The organism is Pseudomonas sp. ok272 (genome assembly GCF_900109995.1).
Classification (GTDB): domain Bacteria; phylum Pseudomonadota; class Gammaproteobacteria; order Pseudomonadales; family Pseudomonadaceae; genus Aquipseudomonas.
This window is the reverse complement of record NZ_FOCB01000017.1, coordinates 61,120-74,602: the sequence shown is the minus strand read 5'-3', so window position 1 is coordinate 74,602 and position 13,483 is coordinate 61,120. Positions and strand designations below refer to the sequence as shown.

General features: G+C 63.4%; 12 protein-coding genes. 10 read left to right on the top strand and 2 right to left on the bottom strand.

Annotated features, from left to right (window positions below; translation table 11 throughout):
* Nucleotides 1–167 precede the first annotated feature (167 nt).
* The 6 genes from gshA (at nt 168) to BMW74_RS21180 (ending at nt 6,037) form a co-directional block, all read left to right on the top strand.
* Nucleotides 168–1,751 carry a glutamate--cysteine ligase gene (gene gshA / locus BMW74_RS21205; RefSeq protein ID WP_093426102.1) on the top strand — a complete coding sequence of 528 codons (1,584 nt, stop codon included), beginning with the start codon at nt 168–170 and terminating at the stop codon, nt 1,749–1,751.
* Between the two features lie 214 nt (nt 1,752–1,965).
* Nucleotides 1,966–2,943, top strand: coding sequence for a taurine ABC transporter substrate-binding protein (tauA, locus tag BMW74_RS21200; protein WP_093426101.1), 978 nt, complete (start codon nt 1,966–1,968; stop codon nt 2,941–2,943).
* Between the two features lie 15 nt (nt 2,944–2,958).
* On the top strand, nt 2,959–3,738 hold the full coding sequence (gene tauB, locus BMW74_RS21195; protein WP_093426100.1) for a taurine ABC transporter ATP-binding subunit: 780 nt from the start codon (nt 2,959–2,961) through the stop codon (nt 3,736–3,738).
* On the top strand, nt 3,735–4,574 hold the full coding sequence (gene tauC / locus BMW74_RS21190) for a taurine ABC transporter permease TauC (RefSeq protein WP_093426099.1): 840 nt from the start codon (nt 3,735–3,737) through the stop codon (nt 4,572–4,574). The genes tauB and tauC overlap by 4 nt, the downstream gene beginning before the upstream one ends.
* A 222-nt stretch (nt 4,575–4,796) precedes the next feature.
* Nucleotides 4,797–5,639 (top strand): taurine dioxygenase, encoded by an 843-nt coding sequence (tauD, locus tag BMW74_RS21185; protein ID WP_093426098.1) that lies wholly within the window; start codon nt 4,797–4,799, stop codon nt 5,637–5,639.
* Between the two features lie 143 nt (nt 5,640–5,782).
* Entirely contained in the window at nt 5,783–6,037 is a 255-nt protein-coding gene (locus tag BMW74_RS21180; RefSeq protein WP_093426097.1) for a hypothetical protein, read from the top strand.
* Between the two features lie 11 nt (nt 6,038–6,048).
* On the opposite strand, the gene betT is transcribed toward BMW74_RS21180, so the two are convergent.
* Nucleotides 6,049–8,010, bottom strand: a complete 1,962-nt coding sequence (gene betT / locus BMW74_RS21175; protein WP_175479275.1) for a choline transporter BetT — start codon at nt 8,008–8,010, stop codon at nt 6,049–6,051.
* A 618-nt stretch (nt 8,011–8,628) separates the two neighbouring features.
* Nucleotides 8,629–9,555, bottom strand: coding sequence for a serine O-acetyltransferase EpsC (gene epsC / locus BMW74_RS21170; protein WP_093426095.1), 927 nt, complete (start codon nt 9,553–9,555; stop codon nt 8,629–8,631).
* A 188-nt stretch (nt 9,556–9,743) separates the two neighbouring features.
* Between epsC and BMW74_RS21165 the strand changes: the two genes are divergently transcribed.
* The 4 genes from BMW74_RS21165 to tcyN all read left to right on the top strand — a co-directional run bounded on the left by BMW74_RS21165 (nt 9,744) and on the right by tcyN (nt 13,066).
* On the top strand, nt 9,744–10,736 hold the full coding sequence (locus tag BMW74_RS21165; RefSeq protein WP_093426094.1) for a D-cysteine desulfhydrase: 993 nt from the start codon (nt 9,744–9,746) through the stop codon (nt 10,734–10,736).
* A gap of 116 nt (nt 10,737–10,852) precedes the next feature.
* Entirely contained in the window at nt 10,853–11,650 is a 798-nt protein-coding gene (tcyJ, locus tag BMW74_RS21160) for a cystine ABC transporter substrate-binding protein (protein WP_093426093.1), read from the top strand.
* Nucleotides 11,647–12,315 (top strand): cystine ABC transporter permease, encoded by a 669-nt coding sequence (tcyL, locus tag BMW74_RS21155; RefSeq protein ID WP_093426092.1) that lies wholly within the window; start codon nt 11,647–11,649, stop codon nt 12,313–12,315. Before tcyJ ends, tcyL begins: the two co-directional genes overlap by 4 nt.
* A 4-nt stretch (nt 12,316–12,319) precedes the next feature.
* Complete coding sequence (gene tcyN, locus BMW74_RS21150) at nt 12,320–13,066, top strand: L-cystine ABC transporter ATP-binding protein TcyN (RefSeq protein ID WP_093426091.1); 747 nt, start codon at nt 12,320–12,322, stop codon at nt 13,064–13,066.
* Nucleotides 13,067–13,483: the final 417 nt, after the last annotated feature.

The window sequence follows — 13,483 nt, the reverse complement described above, 5'->3', positions numbered from 1 at the left end:
GCCTTCGCGGGCAAGCCCGCTCCCACAGGGGTTGTGCAGCTTCTGAACAATCGGCATCAGGCCTATACGGCTCGAAAACCAGGCGATAACGCCAGTTTTAACTTCACCCTTGTAGACCGTCCTGCCCACCCCCATATTGGGGCGACTGACGCGTGAAGGAATCCAACTTGAGCGAACTTCTCAACCGCCGCCTGGCTCTGCTCGGCGAGCGCGCTAACCTCTCTGTGCTCGAACAGTGCCTTCACGGCATCGAACGTGAATGCCTGCGCGTGACCAGCGAAGGCCGCCTGGCGCAAACCCCGCACCCGGAAGCATTGGGTTCCGCGCTGACCAACGAACAGATCACCACCGACTACTCCGAGTCGCTGCTGGAGTTCATCACCCCGGCCCTGCCCGATCCCGCCGACACCCTGGCGAGCCTGGACAAGATCCACCGCTTTGCCTACAGCAAGCTCGGCAACGAGTACCTGTGGAGTCCATCGATGCCGTGCCCGTTGCCGGCCGAGGAAGATATCCCGATTGCCTACTACGGCACCTCCAACATCGGGCAGCTCAAGTACGTGTACCGCAAGGGCCTGGCCCTGCGCTACGGCAAGACCATGCAATGCATTGCCGGGATCCACTACAATTTTTCCCTGCCCGAATCCCTCTGGCCCGTACTCAAGGCGCACGACGGTTTTGTCGGCACCGACCGTGACTACCAATCGGCGGCCTACATCGCCCTGATCCGTAACTTCCGGCGCTACAGCTGGCTGCTGATGTACCTGTTCGGCGCCTCCCCGGCCCTGGACGCCGGCTTCCTGCGCGGTCGCTCGCACCAGTTGGAACAACTGGACGCCGACACCCTGTACCTGCCCTACGCCACCAGCCTGCGCATGAGCGACCTGGGTTACCAGAGCAACGCCCAAGCGGGCTTGACGCCGTGCTACAACGACCTGGCCAGCTACACCGACAGCCTGCGCAAGGCGGTGGCCACGCCTTACGCGCCGTACGTCGAAGTGGGGACGCACAAGGACGGTGAGTGGGTCCAGCTCAACACCAACATCCTGCAGATTGAAAACGAGTACTACTCCAACATCCGCCCCAAGCGCGTGACCTACACCGGCGAGCGCCCGATCCAGGCGCTGGTGGCCCGTGGCATCCAGTACGTCGAAGTGCGCCTGTTGGACATCAACCCGTTCCTGCCGACCGGCATCGACCTGCCCGAGGCACGTTTCCTCGATGCGTTCCTGTTGTACTGCGCGTTGAACGAAAGCCCGCTGCTGACCAACACCTCGTGCAGCAACGCCACCTCGAACGTCCTCAGTGTGGTCAAGGAAGGTCGCCGTCCGGGCCTGCAACTGCAACGCGACGGCCAGCCGGTGGACATGAAGGAATGGGCCCTCGAGCTGCTGGAGAAGATCGCACCCGTGGCCGCCCTGCTCGACCAAAGCCACGGCGGCGAGGCGCACGGCAAGGCCCTCGACGCACAACGGGCGAAGATCAAGGACCCGTCCCTGACCCCGTCGGCCCAGGTGCTGGCAGCCATGACCGAGCACAAGGAGAGCTTCGCTCGATTCTCCCTGCGCCAGAGCCAGGCTCACGCCGAGTTCTTCCGCAGCCAACCGCTGCCGGCTGACGAGCAAGCGCAGTTCGAAGAACGCGCGCGCGCCTCGCTGCTCCAGCAGACCGAGCTTGAACAGAACGAAGTCGGCGATTTCGATGTGTTTGTCGGCGCGTACCAGGCGAGCATCCTGGCGATCAGCAACTAACCGCCGACGGTCCTTCGGACCTATTCGCGAGCAGGCTCGCGCCCACAGAGTCCCCTGAACCTGTGGGAGCGAGCCTGCTCGCGAAAGCCGCGCAGCGGTCGCTCTTGAGTTTTCCGCTCATAAGCTAATGCCAATAAGTTATTTATTTTGCAGTTCTTAGATCATTTAGTCTCATCACTCGCCGATACCCGGCCGCCTGATGAGGACTTCACTGATGAAACTGCACCTGCCCCTACGCCTCCTGGCGGCCGCTTCCCTGGCTGCGGCGAGTTTTTTCGCCCAGGCCACCGACGTCACCGTCGCCTACCAGACCACCGTCGATCCCGCCAAAGTCGCCCAGGCTGACGGAGCTTACGAAAAAGCCACCGGCGCCACGATCCACTGGCGCAAGTTCGACAACGGCGCCGACATCATCGCGGCCATCGCCTCGGGCGACGTGCAGATCGGCTACCTCGGTTCCAGCCCACTGACCGCGGCCATCACCCGCAAGGTCCCGGTGCAAACCTTCCTGATCGCCACCCAGATCGGCGCCGCCGAAGCCCTGGTCGCCCGCGACGGTTCCGGGATCAACAACCCACAGGACCTGATCGGCAAGAAGATCGCCGTGCCGTTCGTGTCCACCGGCCACTACAGCCTGCTGGCCGCGCTCAAGCACTGGAACATCGACCCCTCGACAGTCACCGTGCTCAACCTCGCCCCGCCGGCGATCATTGCCGCCTGGAAACGCGGCGACATCGACGCCACCTACGTGTGGGACCCAGCCCTGGGCGTGGCCAAGGAAAACGGCAAGGTGCTGATCACCTCCGGCGAGTTGGCCAAGTACGGCGCCCCGACGTTCGACGCCTGGATCGTGCGCGATGACTTTGCCAAGAAGCACCCAGAGATCGTCACCGCGTTCGCCAAGGTCACCCTGGATGCCTACGCCGATTACCGCAAGGACCCGAAGGCCTGGCTCGCCAACCCAAGCAACGTCGACAAGCTGGTGAAGCTCTCCGGCGCCAAGGCCAGCGACATTGCGTTGCTGCTGCAAGGCAACGTCTACCCGCTGGCGGCGGATCAAGTGGTCACCCTCGGCGCGCCGACCACCCAGGCCATCACCGCCACCGCCGCGTTCCTCAAGGAGCAAGGCAAGGTCGACGCCGTGCTGCCGGACTACGCGCCGTACGTCAGCGCCCAGTACATCACTCACTGATCGGAGTACGCCTCGATGGCCTTGCTACAGCTGGAGCGCATCAGCGCACAGTACCCAGGCAGCCCGGAGCCGGTATTGGCAGACATTTCACTGACCCTGGGGCCCCAGCAACTGCTGGTGGCCCTCGGGCCGTCCGGCAGTGGCAAGACATCGTTGTTGAACCTGATTGCCGGCTTCGTCGAGCCCAGCGCCGGGCGCATCAGCCTCGACGGCGTGCCGGTCAAGGGGCCGAGCGCCGAACGCGGCGTGGTGTTCCAGGATGATGCATTGCTGCCCTGGCAGGACGTGCTCGCCAACGTCGGCTTCGGCCTGGAGCTGGCCGGCGTCCCCCGGGACAAACGCCAAGCCCGCGCCCGGGAGATGCTCGCCCTGGTGGACCTCGCCGGTTTCGACGCGCGGCGCATCTGGCAGCTGTCCGGCGGCCAGAAGCAACGCGTCGGCCTGGCCCGTGCCCTGGCGGCCGACCCACGGGTGCTGCTGATGGACGAACCCTTCGGCGCCCTCGATGCCTTCACCCGCGAACAGATGCAGGCGTTGCTGCTGCAAGTCTGGCAGCGCACCGCCAAGCCGGTGTTCCTGATCACCCACGACATCGAAGAAGCGGTGTTCCTGGCCACCGACCTGATTCTGCTGGCCCCCAACCCCGGGCACATTGTCGAGCGCCTGCACCTGGACTTCGGCCAGCGCTACGCAGCCGGCGAGTCGGCACGGGCGATCAAGTCCGACCCACGCTTCATCGAAACCCGTGAACACGTGCTCGCCCGCGTGTTCTCCCAACGGCAGGAGCGCGCATGAGCACCTATCAGATCCCCGCCACTGCGGCCAAAACCAGCGTCCCGTCGACGACGATTGCCGTGCGCCGCCCTCTCGGCACGCGCTGGATCAGCGTGTTGACCCTGCTGGTGCTGATCGTCCTGTGGTGGGCCGTTACCGCCAGCGGCCTGATCGAGCCGCTGTTCCTGCCGCCGCCCTCGGCCGTGCTGCAAAAAGGCTGGTTGCTGGCGACCACCGGCTACATGGACTCGACCTTGTGGCAACACTTGGCCGCGAGCCTTGAACGGATTGGCCTGGGCTTGGGCTTCGCGGTGCTGAGCGCCGTGCCGGTGGGCATTGCCATGGGTTCCAACCGCATCGCCCGGGGCATTCTCGACCCGCTGATCGAGTTCTACCGGCCGATCCCGCCGCTGGCCTACCTGCCGTTGATCGTGATCTGGTGCGGCATCGGCGAGCTGTCCAAGGTGCTGCTGATTTACCTGGCGATCTTCGCCCCGATCGCCATCGCCACCGCCACCGGCGTGCGCACCGTCGACCCGGCCAAGCTGCGCGCTGCGCAATCGCTGGGCGCCACGCGGGCGCAACTGATTCGCCATGTGATCCTGCCCAGCGCCCTCCCCGACATCCTGACCGGCGTGCGCATTGGCCTGGGGGTCGGCTGGTCGACCCTGGTCGCCGCCGAGTTGATCGCCGCCACCAGCGGCCTGGGCTTCATGGTGCAGTCGGCCGCGCAGTTCTTGGTCACCGATGTGGTGGTGCTGGGCATCCTGGTGATCGCCCTGATCGCCTTCGCCATGGAAATGGGCCTGCGCGCCCTGCAGCGCAAGCTGGTGCCGTGGCACGGCCAGGCCCACTGACTTTCAACCTGTGGGAGCAACTGTCTTAGCCATGCCACTCGTCACCGCCATTGCGAGCAGGAATCTGGGTTGAGTCCGTAGGAGCGAGGCTTGCCCGCAAAGAGGCCAGCCCATTCAACATCGATGTCGCCAGAGGTACCGCTTTCGCCGGAAAGCCCGCTCCCATAAGGATCTCGCCGAACTGACGAAGATCAGGCCACGCCCACTCTAAAGAGAACACCCATGAGCCACCTGACCATCACCCCTTTAAGCTCGGCCCTCGGCGCGCAGATCAGCGGCGTCGACCTTGCCCAACCGCTAAACGTCGAACAGCGCGATGCCATCGAACAAGCCTTGCTCAAGCATCAGGTGCTGTTCTTTCGCGACCAGCCGATCAACCCCCGGCAGCAGGCACACTTTGCGGCCAACTTTGGCGACCTGCACATCCACCCGATCTACCCCAATGTGCCGGGCCAGCCCGAGGTGTTGATCCTCGACACCGCACACACCGATGTGCGCGACAACGCCCTGTGGCACACCGACGTGACCTTCCTGCCGGCCCCGGCGCTCGGCGCGGTGCTCAGCGCCAAGCAGTTGCCCGCGTTTGGTGGCGACACGCTGTGGGCCAGCGGCATCGCCGCGTATGAAGCCTTGTCGCCGCCGCTCAAAGCCATGCTGCAAGGCCTGACGGCCACCCACGACTTCGTCAAGTCCTTCCCCCGGGAACGCTTCGCCACCACCCCCGAAGACCTGGCGCAGTGGGAAGCCACCTGCCAGAAAAACCCGCCGCTGTCACACCCGGTGATCCGCACGCACCCGGTGAGCGGGCGCACCTCACTGTTCGTCAACGAAGGCTTCACCACCCGCATCAACGAACTGTCGGACAGCGAAAGCGAAGTGATCCTCAAGCTGCTGTTCGCCCACGCCACCCGCCCGGAGTTCACCATCCGCTGGCGCTGGCAAACCAACGACGTGGCCTTCTGGGACAACCGCGTGACCCAGCACTTCGCCGTAGACGACTACCGCCCGGCCCGGCGCGTGATGCACCGGGCGACGGTGATGGGGGATGTGCCGTTTTTCAGGTAGTTGCAAGCAGCAACGTCTATGCTCGATAGGACCACATTGAGGGCCCACCGCCCCCCATCACCGTGGGAGCGAGCCTGTCGAATTGCCGCACCGTCGCGAAGGCGGCCTTGTAGGCAATACACCGCCAAAGGATGGAACACACCATGCACACCGGGATCATCATTATCTTCGGCCTGGCCTTGCTGGCACTGATGCTGTTCATCGGCCAGAAGCTGGGCTTCAGTCGCGAAACCCTGACCTACGGCTTTGTCGGACTGTGGCTCGCGTTGACGGTGATCAACGGCGCTATCGGCATGAAGACAGGCCATTCGCTGGTCAGCGCGTTGATGGCCGGGTTCATGGTGTTTGCCGTGCCGGTGGCGGCGCTGGTGTTGTTCATTGCCATGAGCAACACCTGAGCCGCCCGCCATCAGCGCACCAAGTGCAAGAACTGCATGTGCCGTTCGTACTGGTCGAGGATGTCGTTGATGATCTGCTCCTTGGTGTAACCCATCAGGTCGTAGTCCTGGCTGCCTTCGCTCAGGTGCACCTCGGCGCGGTAGTAGCGGCGATTGAGCAGCTCCTTGGGGCCCATCCCGCCACGGGCGAAGGACGGTGTGAAGTAACCGCGCATCTGCACTTGATAGATGAACGGGTGCTGGTCGCCATGGCCGATCTCCAGGCTGACGCTGTCATTGACCGGGTCCGGCTGGGCCAGGACGTTGACGCCCTTCTCGACAAACACCGCCGTCACTTCTTCAATCGCCGGGCGCACCGTGGTGTCCATGAAGCGGTACACCTCGTCCCGCGAGGGGAAGTGCACCGCCTGGCTCAGGCGCTGGCGCCAGCCGCCCTTGCCCCGCCGCGAGGTCAAGACCGGTGCCAGCGAGTGCATCTGGGCGATGCGCTTCTGCGACTCCAGGTAGAACGCCTTGTGCAGGCCCCACATCATCAGCAGCAAAATCATCGAGAACGGCAACGAGGTCAACACCACCGCCGACTTCAACGAATCGATGCTGCCCGCGAACAGCAACGCGCTGGTCACCAGCGCCGTCATCACGCCCCAGAACACCCGCAGCCATTTCGGCCCGTCCTCGTCGGCATTGCCACCCTTGGCGGACAACGTTGACAGCACCACGGTGCCGGAGTCGGCCGAGGTGACGAAGAACACGAAGCTGATGAACACCGTCATGGCGATCACCGTCTTGCTCCAGGGGTAGGTTTCCAGCAACAGGTAGAGGGTCATCGACGGGTTCTCGATGGCCGACAGACCCAGCGCGCTCATGCCGTGATTGAGCACCTGGTCGATGGCGCTGTTGCCGAAGATCGACATCCACGCCAGGGTGAAGCCCAGGGGAATCAACAACACGCCGAAGACGAATTCGCGGATGGTTCGGCCCCGGGAAATCCGCGCGATGAACAGGCCTACGAACGGCGACCAGGCGATCCACCAGGCCCAGTAGAACACCGTCCAACCGCCGAGCCAGTCGCTGGGTTTGTCGTAGGCGTACAGGTCGAAACTCTTCATCGGCAGGGCGCCGAGGTAGTCACCCACGTTCTGGATCAGGGTGTTGAGCAAGTGCTGGGTGGGGCCGGCGAACAACACGAACAACAGCAGCGCGCAGGCCAGCAGCATGTTGATGTCGGACATCACCCGCACGCCCTTGTCGACGCCCGCCACCGCGACGATGATCGCCGCGCCCATCATCAGCGTGATCAGGCCGACCTGAACCCACTGGGTGTGAGCGACGCCGAACAGGTAGTCCAGGCCCGAATTGAGGTGCAGCACCCCAAAACCCATGTCGGCCCCCAGGCCAAATACCGTGGCGATGATGCCGAAGCCATCCACCGCGTAGCCGATAGGCCCGTTGATGCGCTTGCCGATCAGCGGGTACAGCGCCGAACGCAAGGCCAGCGGCAGGTTATGCCGGTAGGCGAAATACGCCAGCGCCATGCCGACAAAGGCAAACACGCCCCAGCCATGCAGGCCCCAGTGCAGGAACAGGACCTGCATCGCCTGGCGCGCCGCGTCCGCCGTGCCGGCCTCGCCCTGGGGCGGTTGCAACAGGTGGGTCAGGGGCTCGGAGACGCAAAAGAAAAACAGCGTGATGCTGATCCCGGCGGCGAACAGCATGCCGGCCCACGACAGATAACTGAACTCGGGCTCGTCGTGGTCGGCACCGAGCTTGATCTTGCCGTAGCCCGACAAGGCGGTGACCACCACGAAGATCAGGTACAGGGTCATCGCCAGCATGTAATACCAACCGACCGTGTTGGCCGCCCAGTCTTGCGCGGCCAACAGCCAGGCGCCGGACTGTTGTGGGAAGCTGATGACCACCAGGCCGAACAACAGAATGAAGCTCGCGGCGAAGTAGAACACCGGCGGGTTCACGCGCATTTGGCCGCTGGGTGGGGTGGTGGACGCACTCATGGGCGGTGCACCGTGAAGGGAGAAAACGTGGCTGTGGAAAACAGACTCAACAAAGGCAAGCCTCCTGTTGTGAGCGGGCAGCGAGCTGCCGGTTTAACTTGAATGAACGTTCAAGTTAAACACGGAAAGGCGCCGTAGGACTAATCGCAGGGCTTGGCGGCACTCTCCGAAGAGTGTGTGTGCGGGCTTGCTCGCGATGACGGCGGAGCATTCAACATCAACGTTGACCCACCCACCGCCATCGCGGGCAAGCCCGCTCCCACCCTGGTCCACGGCGAACACACATCCCGTGTCAGGCCCGGATTCCTTGTGGGAGCGGGCTTGCCCGCGAAGGCGGTAAGCCTGACGACATCGATGTTGAATGGGCTGGCCTCTTCGCGGGCAAGCCCCGCTCCTACGGGCTCACACCAGGTTCTGTGGGAGCGAGACCGGCTTGCCGGCGAATGCAGCCTGTCAGTTGACTGAGATGCCGACTGTGCCGGCCTCTTCGCGGGCGAGCCTCGCTCCTACGGGCTCAACCCAGGTTCTGTGGGAGCGAGACCGGCTTGCGCCGATGGTCGATCACACAATCAATATTCCCTACTTCTGCGTCCCATCATCGTGCTGCAGGTTGGCTTGGGTCAGGTTGCACCCGGCCGGCACACTGCGGGTCAGCCAGACATTGCCGCCGATGGTCGAGCCCTTGCCGATGGTGATCCGTCCCAGGATAGTCGCGCCGGCATAGATCACCACATCGTCCTCGACAATCGGATGACGCGGATGACCCTTCTGCAACTGGCCGTCTTCGTCCGCCGGGAAGCGCTTGGCGCCCAGGGTTACCGCCTGGTAGATGCGCACTCGCTCGCCGATGATCGCGGTCTCGCCGATCACCACGCCGGTCCCGTGGTCGATGAAGAAACTGCGGCCGATCTGTGCACCGGGGTGAATGTCGATGCCGGTGGCCGAGTGGGCGATTTCCGCGCTGATGCGCGCCAGCAACGGCAAGCCGGCGCGGTACAGGTGATGGGCCAGGCGATGGTGAATCACCGCCAGTATCCCCGGATAGCACAACAGCACTTCATCGACGCTGCGCGCCGCCGGGTCACCGTGATAGGCCGCCAGCACATCGCTGTCCAGCAGGCTGCGCAACTCGGGCAAGGCCAGGGCGAAACCCTGAATGATGCGAATCGCCCGGGCTTCGACGTCAGTGTCGACCTGGGCGCTGTGGCGGGCGACGTAGCGCAACTCCAGGCGCGCCTGGCAGAGCAAGGCATTGAGCGCGACATCCAGGGTATGGCCGACGTAGAAATCCTCGCTCTCCTCGCGCAGGTCCACCGGACCCAGGCGCATCGGGAACAGCGCGCCACACAGGGCCTCAAGAATCTCCGCCATCGCCGCACGGGACGGCAATTCGCGCCCGCCCTGCTCGCCGGTGGCGCGGCCATTTTGTACACGCCACTGGTCACGGGCCGCACGCAGTTGGCTGACGATGGTCTGCAGTTGCCAATGGCTGGAACGCTCGCTCACGGTAAAACTCCTCACAGGCTGCGGCCACACGGTTTGGCCGGCTCAACGGCAGTCACTTTACGGCAGTACCCTAAACCGCCATTAAGAACCAATTGTGCCGCCCTCAGTACTTTTTGGCATAAGCATGGCCGTGCGAGTCCGCCGGCCTTGCCTATAGTCCAGGGACCTCTCGCCACGCGTACGGTCACATGATCAAACAACAGCTGGCTCGTTTTCACCGCCTGGAGCTCCTCGCCGGCGCCACGCCCCTGGAGCGACTCGACCGCCTGTCGGGCTGGCTGGAGCGTGACATCTACGTCAAGCGTGACGACCTGACGCCGCTGGCCATGGGCGGCAACAAACTGCGCAAACTCGAATACCTGGCCGCCGACGCACTGGCGCAAGGCGCCGACACGCTGATCACCGCCGGGGCGATCCAGTCCAACCATGTGCGCCAGACCGCCGCTATCGCCGCGAAACTGGGCCTGGGCTGTGTCGCCCTGCTGGAAAACCCGATTGGCACCACGGACCCCAATTACCTGGGCAACGGCAACCGCCTGCTGCTGGACCTGTTCGAGGCCAAGGTCGAGTTGGTGGACAACCTGGACAACGCCGACCTGCAACTGCAAGCCCTGGCCAAGCGCCTGCACCGCAACGGCAAGGTGCCCTATCTGGTACCGATCGGTGGCTCCAACGCCTTGGGCGCGCTGGGTTATGTGCGCGCCGGGCTGGAGCTGGCCCAGCAGATCGAGGACAGCGGCCACGCATTCGCCGCCGTGGTCCTGGCCTCGGGCAGTGCCGGCACCCACAGCGGCTTGGCACTGGCACTCAGTGCAGTGCTGCCGAACCTGCCGGTGATTGGCGTCACCGTGTCGCGCAGCGACGAAGACCAGCGGCCCAAGGTCCAGGGCCTCGCCGAGCGCACCGCCGAGCTGCTGGGCGTGGACCTGCCGCCCGCGTTCAAGGTGCACCTGTGGGACGAGTACTTTGCCCCGCGCTACGGCGAGCCCAACGCCGGCACCCTGGCGGCGGTGAAATTGCTGGCGCGTCAGGAAGGCTTGTTGCTGGACCCCGTCTACACTGGCAAGGCAATGGCCGGGTTGCTCGATGGCATCGCCCGGCAGCGCTTCAACGATGGACCGATCATCTTTCTGCACACCGGAGGGGCACCGGCCTTGTTTGCCTATGATTCAGTGTTTTGAAGTCGCCATCGTCGCGGTTCCCCTGCACGGTTTGTCGGGCGGGGTGTGGTGATCGCGCAACGCTCGGTTTGCCTGCTTGTTAAAAAACATCCTTATAAAAAACACAGGGGCTTGTCATGAATTTTTGCGCATTTCGTCGGACACTTCTCATTGGCTCGCTGGGCCTGGCACTCGGTGCCGGCCTGTTGGGGCAGGCGGTGGCCGGGGAAGAACTGGACACCATCAAGAAAGCCGGCGTGATCAACATCGGGCTGGAAGGCACCTACCCACCGTTCAGCTTCGTCGATGCCAACGGCCAGCTGGCCGGCTTTGAAGTCGAACTGTCCCAGGCCCTGGCCAAGGAGATGGGGGTGAAGGTCAAGCTGCAACCGACCAAGTGGGACGGCATCCTCGCGGCACTGGAATCCAAGCGCCTGGACGCGGTGGTCAACCAGGTGACCATCTCCGAGGAGCGCAAGAAAAAGTACGACTTCTCCCAGCCCTACACCGTCTCCGGGATCCAAGCCCTGACGGGCAAAAAGGACGCCGGCAAGTACCTGACGCCCGAATCGCTGAGCGGCCATAAAGTCGGGGTCGGCCTGGGCACCAACTACGAGCAGTGGCTCAAGGCGAACGTACCGGGCGCCATCGTCAAGACCTACGATGATGACCCCACCAAGTTCCAGGACTTGATGGTCGGCCGCACCGACGCGATCCTGGTCGACCGCCTGGCCGCCCTGGAAATGGTCGGCAAGACCGGCGACAAACTGGCGGTCTCCGGGCCGGCGTTCTCTCGCCAGGAGTCCGGCATTGCGATTCGCCAAGGCGAGCCTGAACTGCTGGCCGCACTCAACACCGCCCTCGACAAGCTGCGCGCCGACGGCACCCTGGCCAAGCTGTCGCAGAAGTACTTCGGCTCTGACGTGACCCAATGATTGAACAGAGTCTCCAGCTTGCCCTGGACTCCGTGCCCTTTTTACTCAAGGGCGCGTACTACACGGTCATCCTGAGCCTGGGCGGGATGTTCTTCGGGCTGCTGCTGGGCTTCGGCCTGGCCTTGATGCGCCTGTCGCGCTTCACGCTGGTGAGCTGGATTGCCCGCGTGTATGTGTCGTTCTTTCGCGGCACGCCGCTGTTGGTCCAGTTGTTCATGATCTATTACGGCTTGCCGCAACTGGGTATCGAGCTTGACCCGTTGCCGGCCGCCCTGATCGGCTTCTCATTGAACATGGCCGCCTACGCCTGCGAAATCCTGCGCGCCGCCATCGGCTCCATCGAGCGCGGCCAGTGGGAAGCGGCGGCCAGCATCGGCATGACCCGGGCGCAAACCCTGCGCCGGGCGATCCTGCCGCAAGCCATGCGCACCGCCCTGCCACCTTTAGGCAACAGCTTTATTTCGCTGGTCAAGGACACGGCACTGGCCGCCACCATCCAGGTGCCGGAACTGTTCCGCCAGGCCCAGTTGATCACCGCCCGCACCTTCGAAATCTTCACCATGTACCTTGCCGCCGCCCTGATTTACTGGATTCTCGCCACGGCGCTGTCGAGCCTGCAGAACCGGTTGGAAGAGCGGGTCAATCGCCACGACCAGGAGTCTTGAGCCGATGATTGTCGTGGAAAAACTGACCAAGCAATTCAAGGGGCAGGCCGTGCTCAAGGGCATCGACCTTGAGGTCCGGGAAGGCGAAGTCGTGGCGATCATCGGCCCCAGCGGGTCGGGCAAGACCACCTTCCTGCGGTGCCTGAACTTTCTCGAAGAACCCAGCAGCGGCCGGATCAAGGTCGGCGACATCGAGATCGATGGCAGTCGCCCGCTGAACCATCAACAAGGCCTGGTGCGACAGTTGCGCCAGCACGTGGGCTTCGTGTTCCAGAACTTCAACCTGTTCCCCCACCGCACGGCATTGGAGAACATCATCGAAGGCCCGCTGATCGTCAAGAAGATGCCCAGGGCGCAAGCCGAGGCCCTGGGCCGCAGGTTGCTGGCCAAGGTCGGCCTGGAGGGCAAGGAAGACGCTTACCCGCGACGGCTGTCCGGGGGGCAGCAGCAGCGCGTGGCGATTGCCCGGGCGCTGGCCATGGAGCCGGAAGTGATTCTGTTCGACGAACCCACCTCGGCCCTGGACCCGGAACTGGTGGGCGAAGTGCTGTCGACCATCCGCGGCCTGGCCGAAGAGAAACGCACCCTGGTGATCGTCACCCACGAAATGAGCTTTGCCCGCGATGTGGCCAATCGGGTGGTGTTCTTCGACAAAGGCGTGATCGTTGAACAAGGCGAAGCCAAGGCGTTTTTCGCCCACCCCAAGGAAGAACGCACCCGACAATTCCTCAGTAAGTTCCTGAATAACTGAATATTAATCACCTACTTATCAAACAACTTTGACCGGCGTCACCTCTCGCAATAAGCCGTGACACACCGCTCACACCACACTCACTTCACGCGGTATCACGCCGCGTATTACGCGCTATTAAATCGCTGTTTATAACGCGATATATAGATACTCCCCGCAATACTTTCTTGTCACGTACCCTGGCACAGTTCACGCGTGTTCATAAACCGCCAGGCAGCCGTTATTCTGGTCTCATCAGCGCACACCCCAAGGAAACAGGCCTTGCCGGCGTCCGTTTGGAACCTGAGCACTGTAGGAGCCTTCTGAATAGCCACGGATTAACTCATTATAAGAAATCCTCTATTGACACCTTATAGCTCGCACTTTTATCTAGAGCGCAGCCGGAACTTACAGGCAACTAATAGTTTATTACGCACA